This window comes from Stenotrophomonas sp. 28608_Sma (assembly GCF_056486185.1).
Genome location: NZ_CM151308.1, coordinates 4,938,761 through 4,952,500, shown reverse-complemented (window position 1 = coordinate 4,952,500; position 13,740 = coordinate 4,938,761). Strand labels below are relative to the sequence as shown.

The window sequence follows — 13,740 nt, the reverse complement described above, 5'->3', positions numbered from 1 at the left end:
TGCTGGAGGTATCGGAAGTGCGAATGCTGACATGAGTAACGATAATGCGGGTGAAAAACCCGCACGCCGAAAGCCCAAGGTTTCCTTGCGCAACGTTAATCGGCGCAGGGTGAGTCGGCCCCTAAGGCGAGGACGAAAGTCGTAGTCGATGGGAAGCAGGTTAATATTCCTGCACCTCGCGTAAGTGCGATGGAGGGACGGAGAAGGTTAGGTGTACCAGGCGTTGGTTGTCCTGGGGAAAGGCGGTAGGTTTGGATCTTTGGCAAATCCGGGATCCTTCAAGACCGAGCACCGAGACGAGCCTTTAAGGCGAAGTCACTGATACCACGCTTCCAGGAAAAGCTCCTAAGCTTCAGCTTACGCAGACCGTACCGTAAACCGACACAGGTGGGTAGGATGAGAATTCTCAGGCGCTTGAGAGAACTCGGGTGAAGGAACTAGGCAACATGGCACCGTAACTTCGGGAGAAGGTGCACCTCTTTTTGGTGGCTCGTGCGAGCTATAGCTGAAGAGGGTCGCAGTAACCAGGCCGCTGCGACTGTTTATCAAAAACACAGCACTCTGCAAACACGAAAGTGGACGTATAGGGTGTGACGCCTGCCCGGTGCTGGAAGGTTAATTGATGGGGTCAGCCGCAAGGCGAAGCTCTTGATCGAAGCCCCAGTAAACGGCGGCCGTAACTATAACGGTCCTAAGGTAGCGAAATTCCTTGTCGGGTAAGTTCCGACCTGCACGAATGGCGTAACGACAGCGGCGCTGTCTCCACCCGAGACTCAGTGAAATTGAAATCGCTGTGAAGATGCAGCGTTCCCGTGGCAAGACGGAAAGACCCCGTGAACCTTTACTATAGCTTTACACTGAACGTTGAGTTCGTCTGTGTAGGATAGGTGGGAGGCTATGAAACTGTGGCGCTAGCTGCAGCGGAGCCATCCTTGAAATACCACCCTGTCGTGCTTGACGTTCTAACCTGGGCCCATTATCTGGGTCGGGGACCGTGTATGGTGGGTAGTTTGACTGGGGCGGTCTCCTCCTAAAGAGTAACGGAGGAGCTCGAAGGTACGCTCAGCGCGGTCGGACATCGCGCACTGTGTGCAAAGGCATAAGCGTGCTTGACTGCAAGATCGACGGATCAAGCAGGTAGGAAACTAGGACTTAGTGATCCGGTGGTTCTGTATGGAAGGGCCATCGCTCAACGGATAAAAGGTACTCCGGGGATAACAGGCTGATACCGCCCAAGAGTTCATATCGACGGCGGTGTTTGGCACCTCGATGTCGGCTCATCACATCCTGGGGCTGTAGTCGGTCCCAAGGGTATGGCTGTTCGCCATTTAAAGTGGTACGCGAGCTGGGTTCAGAACGTCGTGAGACAGTTCGGTCCCTATCTGCCATGGGCGTTGGAGATTTGAGAGGGGCTGCTCCTAGTACGAGAGGACCGGAGTGGACGAACCTCTGGTGTTCCGGTTGTCACGCCAGTGGCATTGCCGGGTAGCTATGTTCGGAAGCGATAACCGCTGAAAGCATCTAAGCGGGAAGCGCGCCTCAAGATGAGATCTCCCGGGGCACAAGCCCCCTGAAGGAACCATGTAGACTACGTGGTTGATAGGTCAGGTGTGTAAGTACAGCAATGTATTGAGCTAACTGATACTAATGATCCGAGAGGCTTGACCATATAACCTCAAGTTGCCTTGGCTTTACGACAACGTCGTAAGAGCATCCAAGTGCACGCTACGTCACAAGAACTACGAGAGGCAGGCGCCTTATCCGGCTGTATCGGATGGCGACGCTCCAACCGCCTCCCTGGTGAAATTAGCGCTGTGGAACCACCCGATCCCATCCCGAACTCGGAAGTGAAACGCAGCTGCGCCGATGGTAGTGTGGCTCAAGCCATGCGAGAGTAGGTCATCGCCAGGGTTTACACCCGAGAACCCCGCTGCATGCGCAGCGGGGTTTTTCTTTGTGCGCGCGAAATGCGGGTAGTGCCGGCCGCTGGCCGGCACTGCCGTGGCTGCACAGCGGCCGGTAGATCCACGCCATGCGTGGATGGCTGTCCCTGCGAAGAGCGGTGCCAACCCCCGGCAGCAGGTCCAGACAGTGCGCGTCGCTGTGATTGCCGGCCAGCGGCCGGCACTACCGGTAGATCCACGCCATGCGTGGATGCCCTCCGTGAGGAACCACGGCGCCAACCAAGGTTGGCAGCTACTGGCAGCAAGGCCTACGCAACAAAAAGACGGCGCCCTGCGGGCGCCGTCTTGATCAGGATCGAACTGAAGGCCCGGATCAGGCGGCCTGCGAGACCTCGTGCGGTTCCTGCTGGCGGAACACCGACACCGCCTCGGTAAGCGTACCCGCCTGCGATTGCAGCTCGCGTGCGGCCGCGGTGGCTTCCTCCACCAGCGCGGCATTCTGCTGTGTGGCCTGATCCATCTGCACTACGGTCTGGTTGATCTGCTCGATACCGATCGACTGCTCCTGCGACGCCGCGGAAATCTCGCGCATCAGGTGGCTGACATCCTCCACGCCGCCAACAATGCCCTGCATGCGTTGGCCGGCGTCAGCTACCAGCTGGGCACCCTCACCCACCTGGCGGCCGGCTTCGTCGATCAGCTTCTTGATCTCCTGGGCCGCCGCCGCAGAGCGCTGCGCCAGTACCCGCACCTCGCTGGCCACGACCGCGAAGCCTCGGCCCTGTTCGCCGGCGCGTGCCGCCTCCACGGCTGCGTTCAAGGCCAGGATATTGGTCTGGAAGGCAATGCCGTCGATGACGCCGGTGATGTCGCCGATCCGCTTCGAGGCACCTTCGATGGCCTGCATGGTATTCACCACCCGCTGCATGGCTGTGTTGCCGTCACTGGCAGCGCTCTGCGTGGAAGCTGCCAACGCACTGGCCTCACGCGCATGGGCGGCGTTCTGGCGCACGGTGGCGGTGAGTTCCTCCATCGATGCTGCGGTCTCCTGCAGGTGCGCGGCCTGGCGCTCGCTGCGCTCGGACAACGCGCCGTTGCCGGCGGCAATCTCGCTGGCGGCGGTACTGATCGACGCCGCACATTCCTGGATGCGACCGACCATGCGTGCCAACTGACCGGCCGTGGCATTCGCATCGCGCTGGATGGCAGCGAAAGCGCCGTGATACTCGCCGTGCATGCGCCGGTCCAGATCGCCATTGGCCAGTGCCGAGAGCATCTGCCGCACTTCGTTGACGGTGCTGCCGAGCGTATCGAGCAGCTGGTTGATGCCACCGGTCAGCCCATCGAGGAAACTGGCACCTTCAGTGGCCTGCAGGCGCTGGTCGAGATCACCGGCCGCTGCCGCAGCGACGATGCCGGCCACGGCGTTTTCCAGCGCGAGTTCATGGGTGCGGTCATGCCATTCCACGGCGAAGCCCAGGCGCGCGCCCTGCGCATCGAACACCGGGGTGACCACCTGCGCGAAGTGCACCGGGCCGATCTGCACCTTGCCGTTGTGCGTGACCTGCAGGCCGTTGAGGATCGCGCGGATGCGGTCCGGGTTGGCGTGGAAGCGGTGGATGCTGCTGCCGACCAGGCGCTCGGCGTCGAAGTCGGGGAAGGCCTGGCGCAGTGTTGCCTGCTGGTTGCGCAGCAGGGCCACCACCGAGCGGTTCACGTAACGGATCACGTGGTCGTTGTCGGCAATCATCATCGCGGTGCGCGAGGCGTCGAGCGCCTGGCGGATCTGCGCATTCTCGGCATGCGCGTCAGCCTCGCGCCCACGCTGCGCCTGCACGTGGCGGGCGGTATCGGCCAGCGCATGGGCCAGCGAACCGGGTGCATAGGCCGCGGTATCCGCATGTGCGCTCAGATCGGTGCCCGTCGCGATATCGCGCGCCAGTGCCGCCAGGCGGCGTGGGCCGTGGCCAAGTGCCTCGGTCTGCTGCCGCAGGCGCAGCGCGACCTGGCCGAGGAACACGGTCAGGCTGGCGAACAGGCCCGCCTGCAGCAACGTCGGTCCCACGGCTGCGCCGTGCAGCGGCGGTACCAGCAGGGCGAGGGTGCCAACACCACCGGCCAGCCATACCGGCAGGCGATCGCGGTGGCTGAGCAGCACGCCCAGCAACAGCGCAATCGGCAATGCCGGTGACAGGCTGACGATCGCGCACAACAAGGCCAGCTGCAGCGACAACAGCAATGCCAGGCCATTGCGGGCGACGGCCCGGCCCGCCTGTGGACCGGCCAGCCAGAGGGCGGGCAGTACGGCGGCCGCGGCCAACGCAGCGCCCGGTACGTGGGGCCCACGCAGGGCCAGCACGAGGCCAGCCACAGCCAACGCCGCGCTGCCGATCAGCAGTCGACGGTCAGCGCGGCGCGCGAGCTGCTGCAGATGCGGCATGCGGGCGGTATCGGGGGGACGGGAGGATGCAACGGACATCGGCGACTCCTGGATCAGCAAACGACAGCAGCCACGCCGCGGCACACGCAGGAGTGCGTGAGCAGGGCGCGAGCCGGGAATTCGGGGAATGCGGCGCGATCAGCGACGCGGAGACGGGACACCGTGGCCACATCCTGTGGGTGACGGTGCAGCAGAGCGGGCATGCGGACTTCCTTGCAGAACCAGACACACGCCGCAGGCCCGACCGGACCTGCGTGCTGCGGACGCAGGGGCCCGCAACTGATGTATCGGCCGCAAACGCGCGGAGTGAAGCGCGCGGATACTTCTGCTCAGCCGGCGTTGCCGTTGCTGAAGAAGTGCAGGATCACGCCCGCGATCTGTTCCGGGTCTTCCATGTGCAGGTGATGGTTGCCGGCAAACACCGCCAGACGGCCATCGCGCAGGTGCTGCAGGCGATCGCTGCGCATCGGCTCGGGATAGTACGACTGCGCCGGTGTGGCGTAGATCACCTGCGTCGGGCAGGCGATGGCCTGCAGCAGGTTGTCGATCTGGCCTTCGCTGAGGCGGATCGCAGTGGGCAGCATCAGGCGCGGGTCGCTGCACCAGCGGTAACCACCTTCGACCGGCTCCACGCCGCGCTCGACCAGCAGCCGTGCACAGCGCTCGCTGAGCTGGTTGGTCATCATCCGCGCGCGGATCGGGGCGGCGAGGTCGGGGAACACGCGCAGCTGCTTGCGCGCCAACGCACGGGTGGCGTTCACATGCTCGCGCAGGCGATGGGCGGTTTCTTCCTCAGGACCACGCAGGCCGCCGAGTGCTTCGATCGCCACCAGCCGTTCGACACGGTCGCTGACCGAGGCGGTGAGGCTGGCGATGCCGGCGCCCATCGAATGGCCAAGCAGGCTGAAACGGTCCCAGCCCAGCGCGTCGGCGACGTCGAGTACGTGACAGATGGCGGCGGCCGTGGTGTAGCTGGCACCGGCCGGCAGATGCGCGCTGTGGCCGTGGCCGGGCAGGTCGATGGCCACCAGCTGCAACGACGACAGGTGCGGCGCCAGCGGCACGAAGCTGGCCGCGTTGTCGAGCCAGCCATGCAGGGCCAGCACGCGCGGGCCATCACCGTGGTTGCGCAGGCCGGCGACGCGCGCGCCACCGACCTCGAGTTCAAACGGCTGCAGGCTCATGCCAGTGACGCCACGGCCAGCCGTGCCAGCGCACGCGCGTGCTCCGGTTCGGCGTTGAGGCAGGGGATGTAGCGCATCGTCGCGCCGCGCTCGGCCAGTGTTTCGGTGAAGCCCAGTGCCACTTCTTCCAGCGTCTCCAGACAGTCGGTGGCGAAGCCCGGGCACACCACGTCGATCTGCTTCACGCCGGATTCGGCCAGCGCCCACAGGCTGGGCTCGGCATACGGCTGCAGCCAGCGCTCGCGGCCGAAGCGCGACTGATAGCCCATCTGCCAGTCGTCCCTGCCCAGCTCCAGCGCCTTGGCGATGGCCTGCGCACTGGCCTCGCAGCGCTGCGGATACGGATCGCCGGCATCGGCCAGGCGCTGCGGAATGCCGTGGAAGGAGAACATCAGTTTCTGGCCACGACCGTGCTGTTCCCAGTAGCGGCGGATCGAGCCGGCAACGGCGTCGACCCAGCCCGGATCGACCGAATAGTCGCGGACCAGGCTGACGGTCACGCCCGGGTTGCGGCGCTGCCAGGCATCGACGCGGTCTTCGACCGAGGCGGTGGTGGTGGTGGAGTACTGCGGGTACAGCGGCAGCACCACGATGCGGCGCGCACCGTCGGCCGCCAGCCGGTCGAGTTCGCTGGCCAGCGCCGGTTCGCCATAGCGCATTGCATGGCGCACCGTCAGGGTCGGCAGCAGGGCCTGCATGGCCTGCGCCAGCTGGCGCGTATGCACCATCAGCGGAGAGCCCTCCGGCAGCCAGACCTGGGCGTACTTGGCCGCTGAACGGCTGCTGCGCAGCGGCAGGATCAGTCCGCGCAGCAACGGCTGCCACAGCAGTGCCGGGATCGAGACCACGCGGGGGTCGGACAGGAATTCGGCCAGGTAACGGCGTACGGCGGGGGCCGTCGGCGTCTCGGGCGTGCCTAGGTTGACCGCCAGCACGGCGGTATCGGGTGCGTCGAGCATGAGCGGTATTGTCGCCGATCCGGTGCCGCGCCGGGATGCAGGGTTCGGATTGCAGGCATAGCGGGCATCTATGTGAGCAGGGAGCGCTCATTGGCGATTCATGACAACACTACTAATTTCAGTCACTTGCTATATCTTCCTATGGACTGACTTCTGGAGCCTGCCATGCGTCGCCCGATCCAAGCCCTGCTGATCGCCGCCAGCCTGCTGTCCAGCCAGGCCATGGCCGGACCGCAGGAAGACCAGCGTGCGCGCAATGCCGTGCGCGTGCTGGCTGAAATCCAGGAAATCCCTGAACAGGGCATTCCGGACAAATTGCTCGACGAAGGCCGCGCGGTCATCGTCATTCCCGACACGATCAAGGCCGGTCTGGTCATTGGCGGTCGTCGTGGCCATGGCCTGATGTCCGTGCGCATGCCCAACGGTGCCTGGTCCAACCCGGTGTTCGTGAAGCTCACCGGCGGCAGCATCGGCTTCCAGGCCGGCGTGCAGTCCTCCGATGTGGTGCTGGTGTTCCGCAACGACCGTAGCCTGGACAACCTGGTCAACGGCAAGTTCACGCTGGGCGCCGATGCGGGTGTCGCCGCCGGCCCGGTCGGCCGCAATGCCGCCGCCGCCACCGACGGTCAGCTGAAGGCCGAAATCTGGTCCTGGTCGCGCGCCCGCGGCCTGTTCGCCGGTGTCGCCCTGGATGGTGCGGTGCTGCAGATCGACGATGCCGCCAATCTGGACGCCTACGGCAGCAACACCACGCCGCGCATGATCTTCGAAGGCCGCGCGGCCGGTTCGCCGTCGATGGATGTGGTCACGTTCCGCGACCGCCTGGAAGAGGCCACCTACGCCGCGCGTAACAACCGCAGCGGCAACGGCGGTAGCGCGCCGCGCCCGGCAGCGGCCCCGGCGGTTGCTCCGGCGCCTGTTCAGGCAGCGCCGGCCGCCCCGGCCGAAGCCACTACCGCACCGCTGCAGAACGTGCCGCAGAACCCGCCGCCGCAGCAGCAGGGCTTCCAGCCGGTCAACGACGGCGAAATCCGCACGGAAACGCTGGGCGGAAACTGACTTTCGTCACGCGCGCCGGCTAACACCCGGTGCGCTATGCTCGACAGCCTGATCACTAACGTAACGAGCGTCTTTATGGGCAGTTTCAGCATCTGGCATTGGTTGGTCGTGCTGGCCATCGTCCTGCTGGTGTTCGGCACCAAGCGCCTGACCAGTGGCGCCAAGGATCTCGGTTCGGCGGTCAAGGAATTCAAGAAGGGCATGCGCGACGAGGACAAGCCGAACGCGCAGCTGGGCGATGAATCGCGCAGCCAGGACGCCTCGCGCGCCGCGCAGGACGAGCACGACCGTAACGCTCGCTGATCCGGAGCGGTCGCGGTGTTTGATATCGGCTTCAGCGAGCTGCTGGTGATTGCAGTGGTCGCCCTGGTGGTGCTCGGTCCCGAGCGCCTGCCCAAGGCGGCCCGCTTCGCCGGCCTGTGGGTGCGACGTGCCCGTAATCAGTGGGATTCGGTGAAACAGGAACTGGAGCGCGAACTGCAGGCCGAGGACATCAAGCGGCAGATGCAGGACGTGCGCCAGGGCATGCAGGACACCGAGAACCAGCTGCGCGCCAGCGGTGAAGCGATCCGTCGCGAAGCGCAGGAAGCCCAGCAGCAGGGCGATACGCTGGCGCAGGAAGTACGCGCGCCGGCGCCCGCAGATCTTCCGCCGCACATGAGCGCCGTGCCCGACGCCGATGCGCCGGCACAGGAGAGCGTTGCTCCCGAGCCGACGCCGGCGACACCCCCTGATGCCGGTGCGACGCCGCCGCAGAGCAGCCCGGAGCGCCAGCCATGAGTGAACAGGATTTCGGCGAAAGCTCGCTGGTCGAACATCTGGTGGAACTGCGCGGCCGCCTGGTGCGCGCATTGCTGGGCCTGGGCGTGGTGCTGCTGGCGCTGCTGCCGTTTACCCAGAAGCTGTACAACGCGCTGGCCGAACCGCTGGTCTCGCAGCTGCCGAACGGGCAGACGATGATCGCCACCAACCCGGCCGGTGCGTTCTTCGCCCCGCTGAAGCTGACTTTCTTCGTGGCCCTGTTCGTGGCGGTGCCGTGGCTGCTGTACCAGCTGTGGGCGTTCGTTGCCCCGGGCCTGTATGCGCGCGAGAAGCGCCTGGCGGTGCCGTTGCTGGTGTCGTCGGTGCTGCTGTTCTACGCCGGCTGTGCCTTTGCCTACTTCCTGGTGCTGCCGGCGGTATTTCACTTCCTCACCACCTTCAGCCCGGACGTGATCGCGATCACCCCGGATGCGAACGCCTACCTGGATTTCGTGCTGGCGATCTTCTTTGCCTTCGGCGGCAGCTTCGAACTGCCGGTGGCAATGGTGATCCTGGTGCTGCTGGGCTGGGTGACGCCGCAGCAGTTCAAGGAAGGCCGTGGCTACGCAATCGTCGGCATCTTCGTGGTGGCCGCAGTGCTGACCCCGCCGGACGTGGTCTCGCAGCTGATGCTGGCGATTCCGATGTGCCTGCTCTACGAACTGGGCATCCACGCCGCACGCTGGCTGGTGCCGTCGTCGGTAGTGAAGAAACCCGCCGCCTGAAAGAAAAAAAGGGGACGGAGGGGATTAAGTCGTTAGCTGCACACACTGGGCATAAACGACTTAATCCCCTCCGTCCCCTTTTTCCGTCAGGCGTGGAACACGTCGCTTGAGGTCGGCGTGGTCGGGATCGGCGGCGCCGCGCGGCTGCCGCGATGCACGAACATCTGCTTCCACGCGGCGTAGACCGCGCCGACATACAGCGGCATCAGCACCGTGGTCAGCACCAGCTGGGCGATGAAGGCCGCAGCCAGCGGGCCACCGATCAGCATCGCGACCTGGATCACGATCACGAACAGGATGTACATGCAGAACGCGGCGATCAGGCCGAGCGCGGCGAACACGAACATCGCGCCGATGTTCTCGATGCAGCCCTGCAGGCTCAGGCGCAGCGCATGCATGCCGCTCTGCTTGTCGAACACCACCAGCGCCGGCTGGGTGAACATCGCCAGCGACAGCGCCACCGCGCTCAGGAACACCAGCAGCATCCACAGCGCGATGCGCTTGGCCGGCAGGTTGGCGACCAGCGCGGCCGCGTCGTCCGGCTTGATCTGCTGGCCGCTGCGGCTGATTTCTTCCATCTTGGTCATGACCTCGCTGAAGGCGGTGAAGCCCTCGCGGCCGATCATCATGAACAACAGTGCGCCCAGCAGCAGGACCGCCAGCACCTGTATCGCCAGCGGCACCAGCAGGTGGCTGACGCGGTGGTCGCGGATCGGCTGCAGCAGGTGCGAGGCCAGGCCCGGGCGGCCTTCGTCGATCTCGCCCACGGCATACAGCATGCCGCCGAACATGATCGGCGAAATGGCCAGGGTCATGAGCTGTACTGCCATGCCGGCGGCGCCGGGAATCAAGGTCGACAGCAGGGTCACCACCCAGCTCACCAGCAGCCAGGTCAGGCCGATCCGGGCCAGCTGCAGCGGCGCACGCCGGTACAGGGAGAACGTATCCAGCAACCACTGGGCGCCCGCCGAGGCCGGCAGCTTGCGAATCTCTTTCATGGACATCCGGGAAGGACAGGAGGGGGCCGGGCGGCTGCCCGTGCCGCCGATTATCCCTGTTTTGCCACCGGCTGGGCTGAAGACAGCCGCGCCTGGCGGACGAAGCGGCGCAACAGCTGGCGGGCCAGCGGTGCGGCGCTGACCGCGCGCTCGATGCTGCGGGCGCAGCCGCCGTGGCGGCCGATGCAGTCGGCGCGGGCGCGCACGTAGCCGCGCATGTGGTGGGTGGCGAATTCCGGATGGAACTGCACGCCCCAGGCCTGGCGGCCCCAGCGGAAGGCGTGGCAGCCGTCCAGCGGCGAGCGTGCCAGCACTTCGGCACCTTCCGGCGCGCGCAGCACGGTCTGCAGATGGGTGGCATGGGCGGCAAAGTGCTGCGGCAGGCCCTGGAACAGCGGGTCCTGCGCCGCCTGCGGCTGCAGTTCCAGTTCGATCGTGCCGGACTCGCGGCCGGCCGGGTTGTAGGCCACCTCGCCACCCAGCGCATGTGCCAGCAGCTGATGGCCGTAGCAGATGCCGAACACCGGCAGGTCGTCGTGGGCGGTCTGGCGCAGCCACGCGGCGCTGCGCTCGCTCCAGTCGGCATGGTCGGTGACGAAGGCGGCCGAGCCGGTCACCAGCACGCCGGCGAAGGCATGAGGGTCGGGCAGGGCGCCACCGTGCTCGACATCGACCACCACCGTCTCGTGTTCTTCCAGCCCGGCGGCGACGCGGATCCAGTGCGGAAAACGCCCGTAGCGGCGCAATGACGGCACCGGTCGGCCGGTTTCAAGGATCAGGAACGGGGCTGGGTTCATCCGGGGGCGGCAGCACTGACAGGACTTCCTCGATTGTAGTCAGCCCCTGCGCCACCTTTTCAAGCCCGGCCTGGCGCAGGGTTCGCAGGCCTTCAGCCCGCGCAGCCCGACTGAAACCGGCCAGATCCATGTCGGCGCGGATCTGCCCGCGCAGCCGCGAACCCAATGGCAGCAACTCATACAGCCCGATGCGGCCGAGGAATCCGGTGCGCCGGCACTCCAGGCAACCGACCGGCCGACAGGGCGTGGCGGCATCTGGATATGCAGCATGGCTATCAGCCAGCACCGCCCAATCGGCCGCGCCGAGGCTGTGCGGCTGCTTGCAGTGCGGGCACAGCGTGCGCACCAGGCGCTGGGCGAGGATGCCGTTGAGGGTGCTGGCCAGAAGGTAGTGCGGCACGCCCAGGTCGAGCAGGCGGGTGACCGCCGAGGGCGCGTCGTTGGTATGCAGGGTGGACAGCACCAGATGGCCGGTCAGCGAGGCCTGCACCGCCATCTGCGCGGTTTCCAGGTCGCGGATCTCGCCGATCATGATGATGTCCGGGTCCTGCCGCAGCAGCGTGCGCACGCCGCTGGCGAAATCCAGGTCGATGTTGGTCTGCACCTGCATCTGGTTGAACTCGGGCGCGATCATCTCGATCGGGTCCTCCACCGTGCACACGTTCACGTCCGGCGTGGCCAGCCGCTTCAGCGTGGAATACAGGGTGGTGGTCTTGCCCGAGCCGGTCGGGCCGGTGACCAGCACGATGCCGTGTGGGCGTTCGACCAGTGCATTCCAGCCCGCCGCCTCCTGCGGGCTGAAACCGAGCTGGTCGATGCTCTTGAAGGCGGCATCCGGGTCGAAGATGCGCATCACGCACTTCTCGCCGAAGGCGGTGGGCATGGTCGACAGGCGCATCTCGACCTCGCGGCCGCCCGGCGAACGGGTCTTGATGCGGCCATCCTGCGGGCGCCGGCGTTCGGCCAGGTCCATGCGGCCGAGCACCTTGATGCGGCTGACCACCGCGGTCATCACCGCCGGCGGCACCTCGAACACCTTGTGCAGCACGCCGTCGATGCGGAAGCGCATGCGTCCCATCTCGCGGCGCGGCTCCAGGTGGATGTCCGACGCGCGCTGCTCGTAGGCGTACTGCAGCAGCCAGTCGACGATATGCACGATGTGCTGGTCGTCGGCATTGACGTCGCCGGTGCGGCCCAGCTCCACCAGTTGCTCGAAGCTGGGCAGGGTGGTACTGGCTTCGCCACGCACGTCGCCACGGGCGCCGCGCACCGAACGGGTCACCCCGTAGAACTCCATGGTGTAGCGGTGCAGGTCCAGCGGGTTGACCACCGCCAGCTCGATGCGGCGGCGGGTCAGGTGCTGCAGGTCGCGACGCCATTCCTGCACCAGCGGCTCGCTGGTGGCCACCAGCACGCGCTCGGCATCCACCGCCAACGGCAGGAAACGGTGGCGGCGCGCGTAGGCATGGGAGACCAGCGCGGTGACCGCGGCGACGTCGACCCGGGTCGGGTCGATGCGCAGGTAGCGGCTGCCGGTGCGCTGCGCCAGCCACTCGGTGAGGCGCTCCAGGGTCAGTTCGCCACCGCCGTTGGCGGCCAGCTTGAGGTTGGACAGCAGCACCAGCGGGTGCACTTCACTGGCGTTGCGTGCGCCTTGCGCGGAAAAGCGCATGCGCTCGCGGTCCTGCTCGGCCACCAGGCCATCGGCGATCAGGGCCGCGGCAATCTGCTCGAACTGCAGGCGACCCCACGGCAGCGGTACGCCGCCAGCCTCGCCGGGCGTGCCCACCGGCAGCCGATGTTCCATCTGCCTGCTCCTCCCGGGTACGGAATGCCCCGCAGGTCGGCCGTTATACTAACGCACCCCCCTTGCCGGCCAAGACTCGTACGCATGTCCGCGACCCCGACCGTTCCGATCACCTTCCAGGGCCTGATCCAGACCCTGAACCAGTTCTGGGCCCAGCAGGGCTGCGTGCTCATCCAGCCGCTCGACCTGGAGGTGGGCGCCGGTACCTTCCACCCGGCCACCTTCCTGCGTGCGATCGGTCCGGAAAGCTGGAACGCGGCCTACGTGCAGCCCTCGCGCCGCCCGACCGATGGCCGCTACGGCGAGAACCCGAACCGCCTGCAGCGCTACTACCAGTACCAGGTGGCGATGAAGCCGGCGCCGGACAACATCCAGCAGCTGTACCTGGATTCGCTGAAGGCACTGGGCATCGATCCGCTGGTGCACGACCTGCGTTTCGTCGAGGACAACTGGGAATCGCCGACGCTGGGCGCCTGGGGCCTGGGCTGGGAAGTCTGGCTCAACGGCATGGAGGTGACCCAGTTCACCTACTTCCAGCAGGCCGGTGGCCTGGAGTGCCGCCCGGTGCTGGGCGAGATCACCTACGGTCTCGAGCGCCTGTGCATGTACCTGCAGAACTGCGACAACGTCTACGACCTGGTCTGGACCTACGGCCCGGACGGCCAGCCGGTGACCTACGGCGACGTCTACCACCAGAACGAGGTGGAGCAGAGCACCTACAACTTCGAGTACGCCGACGTGGAAGAGATGTTCCACCGTTTCGACGCCTGCGAACGCGAAGCGCAGAAGCTGGTGGAAGTGAACCTGCCGCTGCCGGCCTACGAGCAGGTGATGAAGGCCAGCCACACCTTCAACCTGCTCGATGCGCGCCGCGCGATCAGCGTGACCGAGCGCCAGCGCTACATCCTGCGCGTGCGCGCGCTGGCCCAGGCGGTGGCCAAGGCGTACTACGAGCAGCGCGAGAAGCTGGGCTTCCCGGGCGCGAAGAAGGCCTGACGGCCGCTCCCCCCCTTACTCCGGGGCGCCGGACGCGTCGCGCGCTGCGCCCCCACCACAGGATTGAAAC

At 66.1% G+C, this 13,740-nt stretch carries 11 protein-coding genes and 2 rRNA genes (1 of these 13 running past the window's edge); 7 read left to right on the top strand and 6 right to left on the bottom strand.

Translation table 11 applies throughout. From position 1 onward, the window contains the following. Nucleotides 1-1,669: ribosomal RNA gene (locus ACZLHH_RS23275) — 23S ribosomal RNA — on the top strand (it extends 1,212 nt beyond the left edge of the window). 127 nt (nucleotides 1,670-1,796) lie between these two features. Next, nucleotides 1,797-1,911: ribosomal RNA gene (rrf, locus tag ACZLHH_RS23270) — 5S ribosomal RNA — on the top strand. Nucleotides 1,912-2,277: 366 nt separating this feature from the next. Here rrf and ACZLHH_RS23265 read toward each other — a convergent pair. The 3 genes from ACZLHH_RS23265 to hemH all read right to left on the bottom strand — a co-directional run bounded on the left by ACZLHH_RS23265 (nucleotide 2,278) and on the right by hemH (nucleotide 6,487). After that, on the bottom strand, nucleotides 2,278-4,383 hold the full coding sequence (locus tag ACZLHH_RS23265; protein WP_180844899.1) for a methyl-accepting chemotaxis protein: 2,106 nt from the start codon (nucleotides 4,381-4,383) through the stop codon (nucleotides 2,278-2,280). A 290-nt stretch (nucleotides 4,384-4,673) separates the two neighbouring features. Further along, entirely contained in the window at nucleotides 4,674-5,528 is an 855-nt protein-coding gene (locus tag ACZLHH_RS23260) for an alpha/beta fold hydrolase (RefSeq protein ID WP_180844898.1), read from the bottom strand. Further along, nucleotides 5,525-6,487 (bottom strand): ferrochelatase, encoded by a 963-nt coding sequence (hemH, locus tag ACZLHH_RS23255; RefSeq protein WP_032128451.1) that lies wholly within the window; start codon nucleotides 6,485-6,487, stop codon nucleotides 5,525-5,527. The genes ACZLHH_RS23260 and hemH overlap by 4 nt, the downstream gene beginning before the upstream one ends. Nucleotides 6,488-6,652: 165 nt before the next feature. Here hemH and ACZLHH_RS23250 point away from each other — a divergent pair, with 165 nt between their 5' ends. The 4 genes from ACZLHH_RS23250 (at nucleotide 6,653) to tatC (ending at nucleotide 9,072) form a co-directional block, all read left to right on the top strand. Continuing rightward, nucleotides 6,653-7,546 carry a lipid-binding SYLF domain-containing protein gene (locus ACZLHH_RS23250; RefSeq protein WP_032128452.1) on the top strand — a complete coding sequence of 298 codons (894 nt, stop codon included), beginning with the start codon at nucleotides 6,653-6,655 and terminating at the stop codon, nucleotides 7,544-7,546. 75 nt (nucleotides 7,547-7,621) lie between these two features. Next, nucleotides 7,622-7,849, top strand: a complete 228-nt coding sequence (tatA, locus tag ACZLHH_RS23245) for a Sec-independent protein translocase subunit TatA (RefSeq protein ID WP_032128453.1) — start codon at nucleotides 7,622-7,624, stop codon at nucleotides 7,847-7,849. A 15-nt stretch (nucleotides 7,850-7,864) separates the two neighbouring features. Next, a complete protein-coding gene (gene tatB, locus ACZLHH_RS23240) occupies nucleotides 7,865-8,326 on the top strand; it encodes a Sec-independent protein translocase protein TatB (RefSeq protein ID WP_180844897.1) in 462 nt (153 codons plus the stop codon). Further along, nucleotides 8,323-9,072, top strand: coding sequence for a twin-arginine translocase subunit TatC (gene tatC / locus ACZLHH_RS23235; protein ID WP_032128455.1), 750 nt, complete (start codon nucleotides 8,323-8,325; stop codon nucleotides 9,070-9,072). Before tatB ends, tatC begins: the two co-directional genes overlap by 4 nt. Before the next feature lie 86 nt (nucleotides 9,073-9,158). On the opposite strand, the gene ACZLHH_RS23230 is transcribed toward tatC, so the two are convergent. From ACZLHH_RS23230 to ACZLHH_RS23220, 3 genes are read right to left on the bottom strand one after another with little or no spacing between them, the layout of a single operon-like run. After that, nucleotides 9,159-10,070 carry a BPSS1780 family membrane protein gene (locus ACZLHH_RS23230; RefSeq protein WP_012512520.1) on the bottom strand — a complete coding sequence of 304 codons (912 nt, stop codon included), beginning with the start codon at nucleotides 10,068-10,070 and terminating at the stop codon, nucleotides 9,159-9,161. Between the two features lie 50 nt (nucleotides 10,071-10,120). Further along, nucleotides 10,121-10,867: a glutamine amidotransferase gene (locus tag ACZLHH_RS23225; protein WP_071229443.1), complete on the bottom strand. Its 747-nt coding sequence runs from the start codon at nucleotides 10,865-10,867 to the stop codon at nucleotides 10,121-10,123. After that, entirely contained in the window at nucleotides 10,839-12,674 is a 1,836-nt protein-coding gene (locus ACZLHH_RS23220) for a GspE/PulE family protein (RefSeq protein ID WP_106469549.1), read from the bottom strand. The genes ACZLHH_RS23225 and ACZLHH_RS23220 overlap by 29 nt, the downstream gene beginning before the upstream one ends. A gap of 84 nt (nucleotides 12,675-12,758) precedes the next feature. On the opposite strand from ACZLHH_RS23220, the gene glyQ reads away from it, so the two are divergent. Further along, nucleotides 12,759-13,670, top strand: coding sequence for a glycine--tRNA ligase subunit alpha (glyQ, locus tag ACZLHH_RS23215; protein ID WP_006403404.1), 912 nt, complete (start codon nucleotides 12,759-12,761; stop codon nucleotides 13,668-13,670). Nucleotides 13,671-13,740: the final 70 nt, after the last annotated feature.